At 55.6% G+C, this 16,850-nt stretch carries 14 protein-coding genes; 9 read left to right on the forward strand and 5 right to left on the reverse strand.

The window, feature by feature from the left end; genetic code table 11:
• Positions 1–6: 6 nt before the first annotated feature.
• From HY913_12360 to HY913_12370, 3 genes are all read right to left on the reverse strand, one after another.
• A complete protein-coding gene (locus tag HY913_12360) occupies positions 7–651 on the reverse strand; it encodes an ankyrin repeat domain-containing protein (GenBank protein MBI4964063.1) in 645 nt (214 codons plus the stop codon).
• Positions 652–732: 81 nt separating this feature from the next.
• Positions 733–2,148, reverse strand: coding sequence for a permease (locus HY913_12365; GenBank protein ID MBI4964064.1), 1,416 nt, complete (start codon positions 2,146–2,148; stop codon positions 733–735).
• Between the two features lie 99 nt (positions 2,149–2,247).
• The gene (locus HY913_12370) at positions 2,248–2,571 is read right to left on the reverse strand and encodes a winged helix-turn-helix transcriptional regulator (protein ID MBI4964065.1); all 324 of its coding nucleotides are present in this window, start codon (positions 2,569–2,571) and stop codon (positions 2,248–2,250) included.
• Between the two features lie 752 nt (positions 2,572–3,323).
• On the opposite strand from HY913_12370, the gene HY913_12375 reads away from it, so the two are divergent.
• From HY913_12375 to HY913_12415, 9 genes are all read left to right on the forward strand, one after another.
• Positions 3,324–5,099, forward strand: a complete 1,776-nt coding sequence (locus tag HY913_12375; GenBank protein ID MBI4964066.1) for a sigma 54-interacting transcriptional regulator — start codon at positions 3,324–3,326, stop codon at positions 5,097–5,099.
• A gap of 500 nt (positions 5,100–5,599) precedes the next feature.
• Complete coding sequence (locus HY913_12380; GenBank protein MBI4964067.1) at positions 5,600–6,517, forward strand: MBL fold metallo-hydrolase; 918 nt, start codon at positions 5,600–5,602, stop codon at positions 6,515–6,517.
• A gap of 73 nt (positions 6,518–6,590) precedes the next feature.
• Positions 6,591–7,847: an ABC transporter substrate-binding protein gene (locus HY913_12385; protein ID MBI4964068.1), complete on the forward strand. Its 1,257-nt coding sequence runs from the start codon at positions 6,591–6,593 to the stop codon at positions 7,845–7,847.
• A 276-nt stretch (positions 7,848–8,123) separates the two neighbouring features.
• Entirely contained in the window at positions 8,124–9,011 is an 888-nt protein-coding gene (locus tag HY913_12390; GenBank protein MBI4964069.1) for a branched-chain amino acid ABC transporter permease, read from the forward strand.
• A 2-nt stretch (positions 9,012–9,013) separates the two neighbouring features.
• The gene (locus tag HY913_12395) at positions 9,014–9,973 is read left to right on the forward strand and encodes a branched-chain amino acid ABC transporter permease (GenBank protein ID MBI4964070.1); all 960 of its coding nucleotides are present in this window, start codon (positions 9,014–9,016) and stop codon (positions 9,971–9,973) included.
• A gap of 1 nt (position 9,974) precedes the next feature.
• Positions 9,975–10,730, forward strand: coding sequence for an ABC transporter ATP-binding protein (locus HY913_12400; GenBank protein ID MBI4964071.1), 756 nt, complete (start codon positions 9,975–9,977; stop codon positions 10,728–10,730).
• On the forward strand, positions 10,727–11,431 hold the full coding sequence (locus HY913_12405; protein MBI4964072.1) for an ABC transporter ATP-binding protein: 705 nt from the start codon (positions 10,727–10,729) through the stop codon (positions 11,429–11,431). The genes HY913_12400 and HY913_12405 overlap by 4 nt, the downstream gene beginning before the upstream one ends.
• 41 nt (positions 11,432–11,472) lie before the next feature.
• Complete coding sequence (locus tag HY913_12410; GenBank protein ID MBI4964073.1) at positions 11,473–12,630, forward strand: iron-containing alcohol dehydrogenase; 1,158 nt, start codon at positions 11,473–11,475, stop codon at positions 12,628–12,630.
• Positions 12,631–12,964: 334 nt separating this feature from the next.
• On the forward strand, positions 12,965–14,749 hold the full coding sequence (locus HY913_12415; protein ID MBI4964074.1) for an aldehyde ferredoxin oxidoreductase family protein: 1,785 nt from the start codon (positions 12,965–12,967) through the stop codon (positions 14,747–14,749).
• Between the two features lie 360 nt (positions 14,750–15,109).
• On the opposite strand, the gene HY913_12420 is transcribed toward HY913_12415, so the two are convergent.
• Positions 15,110–15,343 (reverse strand): DUF2905 domain-containing protein, encoded by a 234-nt coding sequence (locus HY913_12420; GenBank protein MBI4964075.1) that lies wholly within the window; start codon positions 15,341–15,343, stop codon positions 15,110–15,112.
• A 37-nt stretch (positions 15,344–15,380) separates the two neighbouring features.
• Positions 15,381–16,595, reverse strand: coding sequence for a Tm-1-like ATP-binding domain-containing protein (locus HY913_12425; protein MBI4964076.1), 1,215 nt, complete (start codon positions 16,593–16,595; stop codon positions 15,381–15,383).
• Between the last annotated feature and the right edge of the window lie 255 nt (positions 16,596–16,850).

A 16,850-nucleotide genomic window follows, 5' to 3' on the forward strand; every position in this document is an offset into this window, starting at 1 on the left:
TATGTCTTAATAGTATCTTGAACGGCCTGATTGGCTGGCAGAGACTGTGAGATCGGGCTTCTGTTCAAGAATGAGGTCTCCCACATCGACATGCCCTCGATCCGTGGCGATGCTCAGTGCCGTAAACCCGCTCTTCGATCTTGCATTGACATCCGCGCCGCTCTCCAAAAGCAACTTCACGACATCCTTGTGGCCCTTGAGCGCCGCGCACATCAGCGCGGTCTGGCCATAGTCGTCCCTCGCATCGACGTCGGCCCCCGCGGCCAGAAGCGTCTTCACCACTTCCGGGCGGCCCTGGGACGATGCCGGCATCAACGCAGTCTTGCCATATTTGCCCCTGGTGTTTGCATCTGCTCCCTTTGTTAGGAGCAGTTTCACGATCCCCTTGTGCCCCTTGCCCGAAGCCCTCCCCAACGCTGTTTTGCCCTCGCTGTCCTTAACCGAGGCTTGCACCCCGCGCTCCAGCAGCGTTGTTACTTGAGTCACATCACCGGCGCTTGCAGCGTAAGTGAATGTGTCGGCAAGGTTTTCCTGCCAAAATCCGTATGCGGCAAGGAGGAGCAGTCCAAGGCAGGCAAGGACCGCTAATACCTCAAATTTAATGAAGGATCTTGGTCGCTGTGATTCTCCTCGGGAAAGCTTGTTCGGCACTTTATGAGAACTCCTTTCAGGTTTCACGACTTGCTTCAGCCCTTAAGAGAACCTACCGCAGCGAATCGCAAAACTCGCGGCTCAATCAACTATCACGCCGAAAATCAACCCCGCGACGGTTGACAATGTGCAGACGAGACCCACAAAGACCACGGTCTTCTTGGGACCCATGATGCTGTTTATCACCAGCATACTTGGTAACGACAGCGCAGGACCGGCCAGCAGTAAGGCCAAAGCCGGACCTTTACCCATGCCGCTGCCGATAAGGCCTTGGACTATCGGCACTTCCGTCAGAGTGGCAAAGTACATGAACGCACCGGCAACCGAAGCAAGCGCATTGGCCCATAGCGAGTTCCCACCCAGGGCCCAGGCGATCCACTCATTGGGTATGAGTCCCTCTTTGTCGGGGCGACCCAGCAAGAATCCGGCAAACAACACGCCCATAAGAAGCAAGGGTAGAATTTGCTTCGCGAACCCCCAGGACTCGTTAAACCAATCCTGAGTTTCACCTTCCGACGTGGTCGCCATCACCGACAGCGCAATAACTCCGGCCGTGAACGGGACCAGTGGATCGTGGGGAAAAAACCATCCCACAACTGCCACAGCCACAGCGGAAATCACCATTTTCCATAAAGGAACCTCGAACCACAGCACCAGGACCGCTGCAAAACCGATTGAGAGAAGTCCCGTGACGATCCACTTTGACGAGTAAATGCTGTACCAAAGGCCCGTATCCAGGTCTGGCTTCCCCCAGTTGGCGAACACGAGAACCCCGATCATGAAGGCGAAATATATTGTGGTCTGCCACAACGGTCGGCCGTCAAGGCTCTTTCCCGCCATCGCCGCCAGCGTCTCCTCGGTTCGCTCCTCTTCCTCTTTGCGAAAGATCGCGTGCATCAGCAAGCCGATGACAACACTGAATACAACTGCACCAACAGCGCGTGCTACTCCCAATTCCACTCCCAGTATGCGAGCGGTCAAAATGATCGCGAGAACGTTGATAGCAGGTCCAGAATAGAGGAATGCGGAAGCCGGTCCTAATCCCGCACCACGGGTCCATATGCCCGCGAAGAGGGGCAACACCGTGCAAGAACACACTGCGAGCACTGTTCCCGATATGGAAGCCACAGGGTAAGCGATCCATTTGGACGCAGTCGGCCCGAGGTACTTCATGACTCCTTCCTGGCTCACAAAAACCCCAATGGCCCCGGCTATGAAAAACGCCGGCACAAGGCATAGCAGGACGTGCTCCTGCGCATACCATTTCACAAGATACAGAGCTTCCATAACAGCGTTGTCAAAGCGTATGCTGCCGACGGGGATGTAGTAGCAGGCGAGGAAGACGCCGGCGATTACGGCCAGAGGCTTCCACTCCTCCCGCCAATAGGATAACAGCTTGTTTTCCATCAGGACGTCTGCCAGCGACCGTGTTGGGCCGATGACCGGTTCGGCAACAGCCTGGGCTTCCACAACGGGCAGTTTCTTTTCTGAGTCCATTTCTTCCTCTCAGGACCGTAGATTCACGTGGTCAAGGCGCTAACGGATCTTGAAGCCACAGCCACTTCTATCCAATTAGCCTTTCACGATATGGTCTGCTCATGCCACCATCACCGACCGCTGGTCTTCGAGCCTCTTGATCACCACGCCTTCGACACAATGGGCAAAATCCACCGCGCACGGCATTGTCAGGCTGTACATGATCTTGAGCCCGTCCCGCCTGTCCGCGACGATTCCTGCTTTCTTGAGGATCCCCAGGTGCTTTGATACGTTGGACATCTCAGTGCCGACGCGCTCGACGATTTCGCACACGCACACCTCACCCTGGTGGAGGAATTCGACTATCCCGAGGCGTATCGGATGTCCCAGGGCCTTGAACACCTCTGCTTTCAAGCGTAGCCTTTCTTTATCTCTGGGAGTCATGGAGCATTCCTCTCTTTGACCATTTACCCAAATGGTAAAATACTCTTCGCGCGTTGTCAAGAGTTTCTGTCTCTCCCGGCATCCATTCAGCCATCCGCGGGCAGGCATCCCTATAGCGGTTTTTCAGGTTCCCAGGCTCTGCCTGCGAACCAATACCTCCCGGGCTCTGCCCGGGAAGCCGTATCATTTGAGCGCGTAGGGCGGCCTTTGGCCGCCAAATCCAAACAGCCGCGGGCACAGCCCGCCCTACAAAGACTATACCGATTGGCAAAATCTTTGCCCGAATGCGGTTAGCTTGCATAGGGGCAGGGCCCCGCAGACTATCTCATAACCCATCCATCCGGCGGAATCGTGTTACGGGGGCGGCATTTGTCAGTCCTGGGTGGCTCGGAGGTGTGGTGGGACAGGCTTCCAGCCTGTCTATTGGGATGACCGGCAATCCCGCGTTCTGCGCGGGACGGTCCCACCAGCGGGTCGCGAAGCGACAAGAGGTGTATTTTTTGCGCGCCGTTTCAGCAGCGGAGTTACAACGATCCCCTATTCATGAGCTGGCACCTCCTGTTCCTTCGGAACCCGGAGGCAGTGGCCTCCGGGCCACCCAGCGTAGCGTTATTTCTCCGCTCCGATGAATTCTGAGCCAGTCTCCATGCCGTGCCCTCCGCGGCCATGAAGCACTCCGATGGGGCGCAAATTTGCCTTTTGACTAAGCCGGCTCCATCGTGCAGAATTGTCCTGAAAGGACGGAAAGATCCATGATCCCTCCCACCTTGAACACCGAAACCAGGGAGAACAACCCCCCTCTTTGGGAATCCATACTTGACGCGTCCCACAACGGAATAGTCATAATCAATCGTGATGGGGTGATCCTAGTCTACAACCAGGCGGCAAGGCGCATGCTGGGTGACGAGGGTTCCTCTCCTGTGGGAAGGCATTTCTCCGAAATCAGGCCTGATACATGGCCGGACCTCAAAGAGATACTCAAAACCGGCCGTCCCCAGATCGGAAAAAGAATAGTGTTCCCCAGCGCCACAATCATAGCAAACAGGAACCCGATCCTGGTTGATGGAAAGGTGGCCGGGGTGATCAGCGTGTTCCAGGACATCTCGGAATACGAAGCCATCATTTCGGAACTCCAAGGGTATCAGAAGCTCCATCGCGAGCTTGAGGCAATTTTCGAATCTTCTTACGACGGCCTGTACATCACTGACGGCAGGGCAAATACCATCCGAGTGAACAGCGCTTACGAACGTATTGCAGGCATGAAACGCGAGGACCTGATCGGCCGAAACATGCAGGATCTGGTGAACGAGGGGGTCTTCGACCATTCCGTCACGCTTGAGGTGCTTAAGAAGGGCGCACAAGTCTCGCTGATGCAGAACATCAAGGTAAACAAGCAAGTCCTGGTGACCGGGACGCCCATTTTCGATGAAGACGGCAAGATCGCCCTCGTGGTAACCAATGTGAGGGACATGACCGATCTGAACGACCTGAGGGCGGAGCTTGAGAAGAGCAAGCGCCTGAGTTCTCGTTACTATCAGTCCTTGCTGGAGCAGGAGAGATTCGAGCATGTACTGGACAGCATGGTGGTCAAGAGCAGCGCCATGACCCAAGTGGTTCAAAAGGCAGTGAAAGTCGCCGGGGTTCACAGTTCGGTATTGCTCCTGGGCGAATCCGGGGTAGGAAAAAGCATGCTGGCCCGAATCATCCATCTAATGAGCCCGAGGAAGGAGCGGCCTTTCGTAAAAGTCAACTGCGGGACCATCCCGGACTCTCTCATGGAGAGCGAGCTGTTCGGTTACACCAAGGGAGCGTTTACCGGTGCTGCCCCCACAGGGAAAGCGGGACTGATCGAAACGGGTGAGACCGGGACTGTGTTTCTGGACGAGGTGGGAGACCTGACACCGGCCATGCAGGTAAAGCTATTGCAAGTGATAGAGGAAAAAACCTTCACGCGGGTCGGAAGCACTCGCCCCACTTCGGTGGACGTACGTATTATCGCAGCCACCAATCATGACTTGAAAGATTTGGTCCGCAAGGGCCTGTTTCGCGAGGACCTCTATTATCGCCTCAACGTAGTCCCGATCCACATTCCTCCGTTGCGTCAACGCCGAGAGGATATCCTCCCCCTGGCCCTGCGGATACTGGAGCACTTGAATGGCAGTATGCAGGTCAACAAAAGGTTAGATCCCGAGGTCTTGGACGGGCTGATGCGGTATACGTATCCCGGAAACGTCCGAGAACTCATTAACATCGTCGAACGCATCGTCGTGATAAGCGACGGGGATGTCATTTCACTGGCAGATCTGCCCGGGGAACTAAAAGAATCCTCTACCGTGATTCAGGACCTGATGGAGGTGGGCAGTTTGAAGGATGCAGTCGAGGCATTAGAAGAGCGGATGATAGCGGGGGCCTTGAAGCGGTGCGGGGGGGTGATGTTAGCAGCCCGGGCTCTTGGCGTGCACCCCACGACTTTGTGGCGCAAGATGGTGCGTTATGGGATGCCGGGCCGGGCTGCGAATGTGCAATGAAGCTGCAAAACTGCAATGTTGTCATAAGCGCTTGCGTTAAAGCGCCTAGCCAGTGTTACCTCCGTGATGAGAGATTCGTGGTGATTGCAGTTCTGCAATCATTCCGCCCTGGCGACAACCTCCTCTCTCCCTACCGAGTCCGGCCCCTGTGTCACGAAATCTCACTGTGGCATGGTTATTGCCAACAATCCCCGTGGCTGGCCCAAGCGGTACGTTCCTAGGCGAGGCTTCCAAGCAACGACAAAGCTTCGTTGGGCTGATCAACCGTATGAAGCATTGAGCGCCGTGCTCTCAATAGTGAAGACGCTAGTCGGCAGGTTGAAACCGTCAGAGCGGCGTAGCCCTTAACGATAAAGACCGTCGCAGAGGTGTCGGTTCTGTGGCCCAGAGGCAGGTCGTGCCGTTCGTGGTCGAGGAAAGGGCTGAGAGGGCTTATCTGTGTTTGGGGATACTCCTTAACGGAAGGCGAATCCGTGTGACAAACAGGGGAGGGAAACGCGATGTCAGATGAAATCTCGAGAAGAGGGTTCTTTAAGTTCGCTGGAGCGACTGCTCTCGCGGTCGGCTCCGTCGGTATTACCGCGGAAGCATTTGGCCAATCCAAAGAACCGGCTGCGGGTCCAGCCGCGGAGGTCAAGGCTCACGCCTTTCTCTGCGGCATTTTGAAGACCCAGACGCAGTTATTGCTCAAGGACACCCGTGTGGGCACACCATTTGACATCCCGGTGACGTTCTTCGTCATCAAACATGGCAAGGACTGGGTGGCCTTCGATACCGGCAACAATGCCATGGTGGCCAAAGACCCGGTCGCCTACTGGGGCGAGCCTGTCACAAAGGCCTACTATCCGGTCATGAAGGACTACGAGGAGTTTCAGGCCCAGATCAAGAAACTGGGGATCGGCCCGAAAGACCTCAAGGCTGTGATAATCAGCCACGGACACCTGGATCACGCGGGAGCCATCGACAATTTCAAGGGCACCGATGTTCCTATCTACCTACAGAAGAAAGAGTTGGAGTTGATCAAAAAAGCTGTGGCCTCGGGCACCAAGACGGCCTATATTCCTGGAGACTTTAAAGTTATGGATCAACTGAACATCAAACCTATCGAGGGTGTTTTTGACCTGTTCGGGGATCAGACGGTGGTCGCGTTTCCGACCCCCGGCCACACTGAGGGACATCAGTCCTTGCTTGTGAAACAGACCGGTGGAAAAAGTCTGATCTTGGCCGCGGACGCCATGTACACTTTAGAGAACATGCAGGAGGCAATACCTCCCGGCCTGGCGTGGGACGTCCCCCAGTCCTTGCAGGCCCTGTACGTGTTCAAGGCCATGAAGTATGTCGGCGCGGAGGTCGTCCCTTCCCATGATCCCGATTACTGGAAAAACCAACCGCTCGCGCCTAAAACCTTCAAGTCCTGACATTACGGAGGCGCCCCATTGGGCCCGGACAATGTCGGCTTTCACGAATCTTCGAAAAGTAAAGGAGACAAGCATGGTGAAGCACAAGTCGGTTGCGGTAATCCTCATGGTTGTTCTGGCTATGGCCCTGGCACCAATCTGCGCGTTGGCGCAAGAAAAGGTGGTCAAGATCGGAGCCCTGTACCCCATGACCGGTCGAGCCGGCATTTACGGTTTGGATTCCGTGGATGCTGCGGAGATGGCGGTCGAGGAAATAAACGGTAAAGGCGGGGTCGCCGGGTACAAGCTGGAGCTGATCAACACCGATTCCAAGGCCAAACCCGACTACTCGGTGATGGTCGCGAAACGTTACATTGACCAGGACAAGGTGCATTTCCTCTTCGGAGTGGTCAGCTCGGCAGTAGGACTTGCGCTGACCGAGGTGTCCAAGCAGAACAAGAAGATCTTCATCGGGACGGACCACGCTTCCACGCAGCTTACGGTGGATAAATTTCAACCGTACTATTTCCGTGTCTCCAACAACACTTTCCAGTCCATGGCCGCGGGGGCTTTGTATCTCAAAGAGATGATGCAGACCAAACCGTGGCAAACCATGGCGTACATCGGACCGGACTATGCGTACGGCCACGACCAGTGGAACGAACTCAAGTACAATCTCGATCGGTTCGGGATAAAATACAAAGTGGTGGGGGAATACTGGCCCAAGCTCTTTGCACCGGAATACACGCCGTTCATAACCTCGATCCTCAAAGACAAGCCCGACGTGCTGATTTGCGGTCTGTGGGGCGGTGATTCAGTGGCTTTTATCAAGCAGGCCACACCGTACGGCCTGTTCGAAAAGACGCTGTTCTGCTCGCCTGACGCGGGCGGCAACTATGAGGTCATGAGCACCACCGGAGCCGAATTGCCTCTCGGTCTGGTGCTGAGCGCTCGCCATCACAATAACTGGCCTGAAACACCGGCCAATAAGGACTATGTCGCGAAGTTCTTCAAGAAGACGGGCAGATATCCTACGTACGCGGCCGAAGGCGCTTATACGGGCATCCTGGCCATTGCTCAGGCAGTGGAAAAAGTGGGGAATCCCAATGACACCGAGGCGTTGGTGAAGGCGCTGGAAGGCATGAAGATCAGTCTGCCGGAAGATCCGGAAGGCTTCACGTCGTACATCGATCCGGAGACCCATCAGATAGTCCAGGTGCAGGCTATCGGCGTGACGGTCGCCAACGACCAGTTCCCGCCGGCCAAACGTATGCTCGGCAACTGGAAGATCTACAAGGCGGAAGATCTGTTGCCGCCGAAAGAATACATAGAGCCCAGGCGCAAGAAGTGACGCTGATTCGCTGTCGAAGAGGAAAGATCCGGGGAAACCTTTTTGTATGAAGGTTTCCCCCGCGGATTACCGGTTTGTGGCCTTTGCCGAAAGTAGTGACTTGTTCACTTGCCGTCACCCCGGCGAAAGCCGGGGTCCAGGCCCTATTGAAGAAACTAGATTCCGGCTTGCGCCGGAATGACGGTATCAGACTACCTGCAATCGGAAAAAGCTTTAGGCAACGAGTTTGAAAGCGGCTCAATAGCCGAGTGATCCTACGGCGGAAGAAGGTTCCGAATGGACCTGTCATTTATACTGGTACAGCTCCTGAGCGGATTGACCATGGCGACCCTGCTGTTCCTCGTGGCCAGCGGGCTTACGCTGATCTTTGGCGTCGGGAACGTGTTCAATTTCGCTCATGGATCTTTCTACATGCTGGGCGCTTACCTGGCTTATCAGGCCGCGACGGTATGGCACACCGATTTCTGGACCGCGACCGTTGCCGCGGCCCTTGGCGCAGGCGTGTTGGGAATGCTTGCCGAGTCCCTGTTCTTGCGGCGGATCTATGGCCGAGCCGAGGAAGCCGGGTTCCAGATTCTGTTAACGTACTCGTTTATCCTCGTCATAGACGACATGGTGAAGATTATTTGGGGCACCGAGTACAAGTCGTTGTTGAGACCGGCCGGCCTCAGGGGCTCGGTCCAGATTCTGGGCGAGACCACACCGACGTACAACCTGGCCATTATAGGAATCGGGCTTGCGGTGGTGGTAGTGGCCTGGCTTGTTCTTACCCGCACTCGCGCGGGAAAAGTCGCACGGGCCTCTGCCCTGGACCGTGAAATGCTCTCGGCGATGGGAGTGAACGTGCCTCTGACTATGACATTGGTGTTCGGCATTGCCACGGCGCTGGGTGGCTTTGCCGGTGCGTTGGCTGCGCCGCTGCGGTCCGTGACCCCCGGAGCGGGGATTGAGGTGATCATTGACTCTCTCATTGTGGTGGTCATAGGGGGAATGGGTAATTTCTGGGGCGCGTGGCTGGGTGCGCTCATTCTTGGGGAGGTTACTGCTTTCGCTGTCATCTTGGTGCCGGAATGGGCTGTTGTCGTGAGTTACGTTGTCATGGTGCTCACTTTGATCTTCAAACCCGAAGGCCTGTTTTCCCACAGTCCGCTCAGGAAGGTGTAGTAATGGAGAGCATCAAGAGATACAAGGAAGCCGCTTTCTGGGCTGTGCTCTTCATGGCCTTCGCTATGGTGCCGTTATTGAGAGCTTCAAGCTACGAGATAATGTTAGCCAGCCACATTCTCGTGTGGGGTCTGTTTGCGGTCTCCTTCAATATGCTGTGGGGCGGCACGGGCATGCTTTCCTTTGGTCAGGCTCTCTATTACGGGCTGGGAGCCTATGCCGTAGGTATGACATTCAAGTATTGGGGAGACGCTTGGTTCCTTCCTTCCATCGTCCTTGGGATCGTATGTTCAGTGGTCCTATCCATTTTGATAGGGCTCCTGATCATCCGTGTCAGTGGCGTGTTCTTTACCGTGATGACTCTGGCTTTCGGACAGCTAGCCTGGCAGATCACCTTCAGGTGGTATGGCGTCACCGGTGGGGATGACGGCATTCAGGGGGTGATACCTCCGGGAATCTTGGGTGACCGCATTTTCTACTACTATTTCACTCTGGTGGTGGTGGCTCTCTCCATCTTAGTGTTGAAGCGGATCTCGGGGTCGCCCATGGGACTGACCTTGAGATGCGTACGACAAAACCCGGACCGGGTGCGCTTTCTGGGGCAGAGCGTCAAGCGCAACCAGCTCACCATTTACATGATTTCGTCGGCCTTTACTGCCCTGGCAGGCGGTCTCATGGCCGGGGTGGACAATTCCATCCACCCGAATATGCTCTATTGGACCACCTCGGGAGAGGTCATCCTCATGTCGGTCCTCGGTGGAATCGGTCAGTTCTTTGGGCCATTTATCGGGGCGGGAGTGCTTATAGTCCTCGAAGACATGGTGGGAGCGCGGACCGAGTATTGGCCGCTGATCGTGGGAACCATTATGATGGTGATGGTTCTGCTCTTTCCCAAAGGTCTGGTAGGTGAGGTCAGGAAGCTCGTGGACCGTTTCAGGAGCCGCGCGCCTGCAAGAGGTTGAGATGGAACCCATCTTGGTTTTGGATAACGTCGACAAATCCTTTGGAGGTCTGAGGGTAACCTCAGGGGTAAGTTTTTCCGTGGAAGCCGGCAGCATCTCCGCCATCATCGGGCCCAACGGTGCAGGGAAGACGACGCTCTTTAACCAGATCACGGGCTATCTGATGCCGGATCGAGGGCGAATCGTTTTTCAGGGTCAAGAGATTACTGGTCTGTCCACGCAGGAAATCGTGCAGCGTGGCATGGGACGGGCGTTTCAAATCACATCCATTTTCCCAGAAGAGACCGTCTTGGACAACGTGCGTTTGGCCTGCCTCTCCAAACTCGGCCAGAGCCAAAAACCGATCGGGACCGTTGAAAGCTTCGAGGAGGCCACGGAAAAGGCTTACTCTATTCTGGAAAGCATAGGCCTGAAGGAGCATTCCGGCCGGCCCGCTCTGGAGTTGTCTCACGGGGACCAGAAACTCCTGGACATTGGAATCGCACTGGGACTCGAACCGAAATTGCTGCTCCTAGACGAGCCGACCTCGGGCATGTCGCCTGAGGAACGTCAGCTTACTCGGAACTTGATTGCCAGATTGTGGAAGGAATTCGATTTGACCCTTGTGTTCATCGAACACGATATGGACACGGTCTTCGGCATAGCTCAAACTGTCCGGGTCCTGCAACAGGGTAGGCTCCTGGCCGAAGGCACGCCCGACGAAATCAGAAACAATCCGGAAGTGGTTACCGCTTATCTTGGCGAGGATCTCGCATGACCCCTATTCTGGAGGCTTCGGGCCTCAACACCTTTTACGGTCACAGCCACATACTGTTTGACGTCGGGCTCTCCGTGGCTGTCGGCGAAACCGTGTGCCTCATGGGCCGCAATGGCGCGGGCAAGACCACCACGTTCAGGTCTATTATGGGACTTACTCCGGCTCGAAGCGGAAAAGTGGTGTTCAAGGGCACGGATTGCACGCGGCTCCCTGCATATAAGATAGCAAAAATGGGGCTTGGGTTCGTTCCCGAAGACCGAAGGATATTCGGACCCTTGACCGTCCGGGAGAACCTCGAATTGGGCAAGATCCCGCGCCGCAAAGGTCGCTGGAACCTTGAGAGCGTTTTGGACCAATTCCCTCTGTTGGTGCATATGCAGGATCGCCTCGGCGGGACTCTTTCCGGCGGAGAGCAACAAATGCTCACGATTGCCAGGGCGTTAATGGGCAACCCTGACGTGCTGGTTCTCGATGAGCCGACTGAAGGTCTGGCGCCTGTGGTCGTCTCTGTGCTTAGGGACCTCATAATGAGCCTGAAGAGCGCGCAGACGACCATTCTAATGTCGGAGCAAAATATGCGCTTCACTCTGGCGGTTGCTGATCGTGTCGTGGTTATCGACAGGGGCCAGGTCGTGTACACGGGGACGGTGGGCGAATTCCAGAAGGACGAGAGCGTGCAAAAGAAATATCTAGCCGTGTAGGCGGGCCGCCGGAGACACTAATCCAGGAAGGTGAGACCTCAATGAATCGTGTAAGTATTTTTCAAACAACACCGCGCATAGTCATGGGACCCGGCTCAGCGGAGCGGATTGCCGAGGAAGCAGCGCGGCTGGCCGCGAAGAAAATAATGATAATTACCGATCCTGGCCTGGTCCAAACTGGAATCGTCGGCAGGTTCGAAGAACTGTTGAAAACGGCAGGTTGTTCGGTGGAAAGGTTTGCCGATGTGGAACCTGACCCACGCCACGAAGTCGCTACCCAAGCCGCGGAGCGAACCAGAGAGGCCGCTGCGGAACTCATTGTCGCGATTGGCGGAGGTTCCTCTCTGGACATAGCCAAAGCTGCCTCCATACTTGTGACCAACCAAGAGCCGATCAGCTCTCTCTTTGGAATAGACATGGTTAAAAGCCGGGGGCTGCCGACGATTGTGGTTCCTACCACAGCCGGCACGGGCAGCGAAGTCACCCCCATCGTCATCCTCTCCGACCATCAGGAGAAGCTTAAAAAGGGCATAGTAAGCCCGCATCTGTTCCCGGCATGCGCCATTTTGGACCCTGAGCTGACTCTGGGGCTGCCCGCGGCGATGACCGCGGCCACGGGCATGGATGCTTTGATTCACGCGGTTGAGGCTTATACTTCGAGGAATGCCACGCGGTTTACGGACCTGCTGGCCTTGGACGCTATGGGCCTTATTTTCCGAAACATACGCACCGCTTTCGCGAACGGATCTGACCTCCAGGCCAGGTCGAACATGCTCGAAGGCAGTATGCTGGCAGGAATGGCTTTTGCCAACGCGGGAGTGACAGCGGTTCACGCATTTGCTTACCCCATAGGAGCGGAATTCCACATTCCGCATGGTGTGGCCAACAGCATCATGCTCACGGCTGTAATGGAATTCAACATGCTGGGCAACTTGCCCAAGTTCGCGCGCATGGCGGAGGTCTTTGGAGAAGAAATTTACGGCTTGAGCGAACGCCGAGCCGCACAGATGGCTGTGGAAGCGCTCCGGACGCTGGCAAGCGATCTCAAGGTTCCCAATCGGTTGAGTGAGTTCGGGGTTAAGGCGGAAGACATTCCTTCCCTCGCACGAGGTGTGATGAAGGTGACAAGGCTTCTTGCCAACAACCCGCGGGAGCTGAAACTCGGAGATGCTGAGGAGATTTACAGGAGCGTGCTCTAACAGACGATGTTATATTCTTTTAGATTATGCCTTTAGCTCAGCGTAACGAGGCGGAATGCCATTAAGGTGTCATTGCGAGGCCGAAGCCCGAAGCAATCTGCATTGGTGGGACAGGCGTCTCGCCTGTCTGTTGGGATGACAGGCAAGATGCCTGTCCCACCGAAGATAAGATTGCTTTCCCGCGGAACGCGGGATTTCACTCCTCGCAATGACAGTCTGTGCCTTATCCTGGGGCAAAGGCTGGTATCATGTGCCCGCGGCATCGGCCAAATCTGCGGGCCAAAGCCACAATCCAGTGCAACATCAACCTGCCGCAAAAAAAGGAACGTGAGCCATGTTTGGTTTGTACAATATGGTGCTCAGAGTTAACGCCTCCCAGAAATCCTATGATCTTAATATGATTTCTGACGAGGTTATGACTCGGACTCTGGGAGGTAAAGGGCTGGCCACGCATCTGCTTCTCAAGCATAATCCTCCGGGCGTGGACCCCATGAGTCCCGATAACCACCTTGTCTTCGCAATCGGACCTACCACAGGCACCGCGATATGGGGTTCATGCCGCTACGGCGTTTACAGCAAGTCCCCACAAACGGGTTTCTATTCCGAATCATATTCCGGCGGTACGGTTGCCGAGTACATGGCTAAAACCGGGTTCGACGCGGTGCTGATTCACGGCGCCGCCGAGGAGCCGGTGTGGCTGGAGGTTTCCCACGAAGGGGCACATTTTCATCCTGCCGGTGATATCTGGGGCCTCGATACCTATGAAACGGAAGATCGCGTTAAAGCCTGGCTCAAGGAGAAGCGTGGCCCCGGAAAAAACTGCGGGGTGGTTGTCATCGGCCCGGCAGGTGAGAATGGAGTCACCTTCTCAGTCATCGAGAACGACCGATGGCGAAGCGCGGGACGCACCGGCGTAGGCGCGGTGATGGGTTCAAAAAAAATCAAAGCCATTGCTTTCTGGGGAAACAAAACCAAGGAACTTGCCGATCCCGAACTTGTGAGGCGGTTTTCAAAGGATCTAGCTCAACGGGCCAAGGAAGATGCGGGAGTTAAGGCGTACAAGAGCCTGGGCACCCCCATGATGGTTGACATCATGAGCAAGGTGGGGAGCTTCCCCACACGCTATTGGCAGAAAGGTCAAGCGGAACATCAGGCGCAGATCAATGCTGCGGCCCTTCACGAACGCTGTGAAGTCAGCCCGCATGCCTGCCTGAAATGCTTCATCGCCTGCGGAAGGATGTCTACCGTCAAAGAAGGCCGGCACAAGGGGCTCAAGATAGAAGGGCCCGAGTACGAGACTATCTACTCTTTCGGCGGCCTGTGTGAGGTTCAATCCATAGAGGAGATCGCGTACCTGAACGATCTGTGCGATCGGGTCGGCGTAGACACCATCAGCGCCGGCAATTTGGCCGCACTTACGATAGAGGCCTCGCGGCAGGGTAAGATCGACTACCGGATCGACTATGGCCAGGTTGACCAAATCGCTACCCTCATAGAAGAGATCGCTTTTCGTAGAGGAATCGGGGATACACTCGCCAAGGGGATCAAAGTCGCCGCTGAAGCCATGGGAATGGCTGATCAGGCCATCCACGTGAAAGGTTTGGAGCCCGCGGGTTATGACCCTCGCGTGCTCAAAGGCATGGGCTTGGCTTACGGAACCTCGGATCGCGGCGCGTGCCACTTAAGAGCTACCTTTTACAAGCCCGAGTTGGCCAAAATGATCGACCCCGACCAGATCGCGGGCAAGGCGGAAATGTTCATCGAGTGGGAAGATCGGCTGACCATTTTTGATTCACTGGTCCTTTGCCGTTTTTACCGTGATTTGTACCAGTGGGGCGATCTTGCGGAAATGCTCAAGGGCATAACGGGGCTCGATCTTGACAGGGAGTCCCTTAAATCCATAGCAACAGGCATTTCCGATAACACACGGCGCTTCAACATCAGGGAAGGTCTGACACCGGAAGACGACAAGCTTCCCAAGCGCTTCTGCAACGAAGTGCTCCCTGAGACCGGCAAGATAATTCCTGAAGAACAGATGCAGCAACTTCTGGCAGATTACTACAAGGCCAGAGGCTGGGATGAAGCAGGCAAGCCTCCTGAAGAATCAGGCCAGGTCTAACAGGGTGGCTCGAAGAAGGGAATTGCAGGGGAACCCCTTTTTGCAAAAAAGGGGTTCCCCTGCACCCCTCCCCAAAAACTCTCATATTCTTACGTGCATGGTGGTTCCCGCGGCCAGCGGGAACCACCATGCACGTAAGGGATAGAGTTTCTCGTTCCCAGGCTGGAGCCTGGGAACGAGTGACACCTTGTTACGTTTCAGCGACACCCGGGCATGGCGGGCACGGCCCGCCCTACAGGAGGCGCCTCGCAGATTCGTAGGGCGGGCCGTGCCCGCCGACTGTGATAGCTGATAACGCCCGCGGCCGGGCCTAGATCCATCTTCTGTCCTCCAACCTTTGGCATGACTAATAGTTGCCGACTATTTCCGGAAGAACCACAGCAAGAAATTCAGCACAATTGTAATCACTATACTCAACACAATTGAGGTCATCAGCGGAAACCGGAATGAAAACCCGGGCCGGTCCACGCTGATGTCACCGGGAAGACTACCGAACGGCAGCCCTGACTTCCCCGCCAGCCAGACAATCAGACCCAAGGCGGCCACAATCAGGCCGGCGAAAATGATCCATCTCCCAAATGATTGTAAATCCATGACTATCTACACGACATGCTGGTGCAACTGGTCAATCTCAAGGCTTCATCATGGTATCCAACTCTGAGACCACAACTTCCGCGAACTCCGCGTCGTTGATGTGAGCATTAACCTCTATGACCTCAATTTGTCCGGCCAGGGCGGCTCGTAGCTCAGCGGTGAAAGCCTTGTTCGTTTCAGAGTCGTGCAATGGGCCATCCAGCGCGTCCGCTTCGGACCAACCCTTGAGGGGTATCGCAACCTTCACCGGGCCTTTGGCTCGGTTGAGCTTCTCAGCTATTATCCCGGACAACCGGAGTACGTCGTCGCGGCTGGTGCGAACCCCTGATCTGAAATCGTACCAGAATACCTTGCGGCCTCTGACCTCTTCCGGCATTGTCTCCAGGGAGTCAAATTCCAGCACGATGCAATCCAGTCCTCCCGGAACCACGACCTGCGGAATTCCCCGCCGTCCCGCAGACTCGAGTCGCTCCGGGCCTATTGCTCCGCAATACCCGCCGTACATCTGGTCGGCGAATTCATGCAGGGCGAAGTCTACCACCCCGCTTATCAATCCCTGGTCGATCAGGTCCTCCATTGCCATGCCTCCGGTGCCGTTGGCGTGAAAAGGAGCCACTTCGTATCCATGTTCTTCGAGCAACCCTTTGACCCGCATCGCACCTTTGGTTATGAAACCGAATGATGTCAGACCGATCAGCGGCTTGTCGGAACGGATCTGAACTGTGCTGCGAACCATTCCCACCATGGCCGATGCCGCGTTGGCGAGTATTCTCCTGCTGATGGCATTCAGTCCCAGGATATCCACGACCGAATGCATCATGATGATGTCTTTTGTCCCAATGAGTTGGCTCATGTCCCGGGAGGCCACCGTGGAGACCATCAACTTGGGCACACCCAGGGGCAGGGAGCGCATGATCCCGGTGCCGATATGAGTCCCGGTGCCTCCTCCAATGCTTATGATGCCCGACAACCTACCGGATTCAAATAGGCGACTTATTACAATTGCCCCGCCGTCGATCATAGTCTGCACGGCCGATCTTCGATCAGCCCTTTTCCGTAATTCCTCGGCAGTGACGCCGGCCGCGTCAGTGACTTCTTCCCGTGAGATGTCAGGCTCAATCATTGGTGGACTGAGGGTCCCCACATCCATGACGATCGTGGAACAGCCGGATTCTTCTATTATATGCCTTAAATATCCGACCTCTTCTCCCTTGGTGTCGAGGGTTCCGACGATGGCTACAGGGGCGGGCATGGAGACCTCTCAGGATGGCAGCGCTTCTGGGCTGATCTTGCAAACGGGCTTCGAGGGAAGTTATTGGGTTTTCTCCTGGATGTCAAACCGAGGAGAAAATCTAGGGCTGCCGTCAAGGCATGCGGGACTCATACGAATGTGCTTTCAAACGTGGGATCTACGGGGAAGACTCTTTAAGTATCTCGCCTCCTGAATTCGCAAGACCCATTCCCTTTCGCGGGCCACTGAAGGAGCGAAATTCATACGTCTAGCTTG

Origin of the sequence: Desulfomonile tiedjei, from assembly GCA_016212925.1 — a bacterium.
In the GTDB taxonomy this organism is placed as follows: domain Bacteria; phylum Desulfobacterota; class Desulfomonilia; order Desulfomonilales; family Desulfomonilaceae; genus JACRDF01.

Excerpts from the sequence above, each read along its gene's own strand:
- HY913_12390 (MBI4964069.1), top strand. The coding sequence starts at position 8,124 with ATGGACCTGTCATTTATACTGGTACAGCTCCTGAGCGGATTGACCATG.
- HY913_12425 (MBI4964076.1), bottom strand. The coding sequence starts at position 16,595 with ATGCCCGCCCCTGTAGCCATCGTCGGAACCCTCGACACCAAGGGAGAA.
- HY913_12415 (MBI4964074.1), top strand. The coding sequence starts at position 12,965 with ATGTTTGGTTTGTACAATATGGTGCTCAGAGTTAACGCCTCCCAGAAA.
- HY913_12385 (MBI4964068.1), top strand. The coding sequence starts at position 6,591 with ATGGTGAAGCACAAGTCGGTTGCGGTAATCCTCATGGTTGTTCTGGCT.
- HY913_12365 (MBI4964064.1), bottom strand. The coding sequence starts at position 2,148 with ATGGACTCAGAAAAGAAACTGCCCGTTGTGGAAGCCCAGGCTGTTGCC.
- HY913_12395 (MBI4964070.1), top strand. The coding sequence starts at position 9,014 with ATGGAGAGCATCAAGAGATACAAGGAAGCCGCTTTCTGGGCTGTGCTC.
- HY913_12405 (MBI4964072.1), top strand. The coding sequence starts at position 10,727 with ATGACCCCTATTCTGGAGGCTTCGGGCCTCAACACCTTTTACGGTCAC.
- HY913_12400 (MBI4964071.1), top strand. The coding sequence starts at position 9,975 with ATGGAACCCATCTTGGTTTTGGATAACGTCGACAAATCCTTTGGAGGT.
- HY913_12370 (MBI4964065.1), bottom strand. The coding sequence starts at position 2,571 with ATGACTCCCAGAGATAAAGAAAGGCTACGCTTGAAAGCAGAGGTGTTC.
- HY913_12375 (MBI4964066.1), top strand. The coding sequence starts at position 3,324 with ATGATCCCTCCCACCTTGAACACCGAAACCAGGGAGAACAACCCCCCT.
- HY913_12380 (MBI4964067.1), top strand. The coding sequence starts at position 5,600 with ATGTCAGATGAAATCTCGAGAAGAGGGTTCTTTAAGTTCGCTGGAGCG.
- HY913_12420 (MBI4964075.1), bottom strand. The coding sequence starts at position 15,343 with ATGGATTTACAATCATTTGGGAGATGGATCATTTTCGCCGGCCTGATT.
- HY913_12410 (MBI4964073.1), top strand. The coding sequence starts at position 11,473 with ATGAATCGTGTAAGTATTTTTCAAACAACACCGCGCATAGTCATGGGA.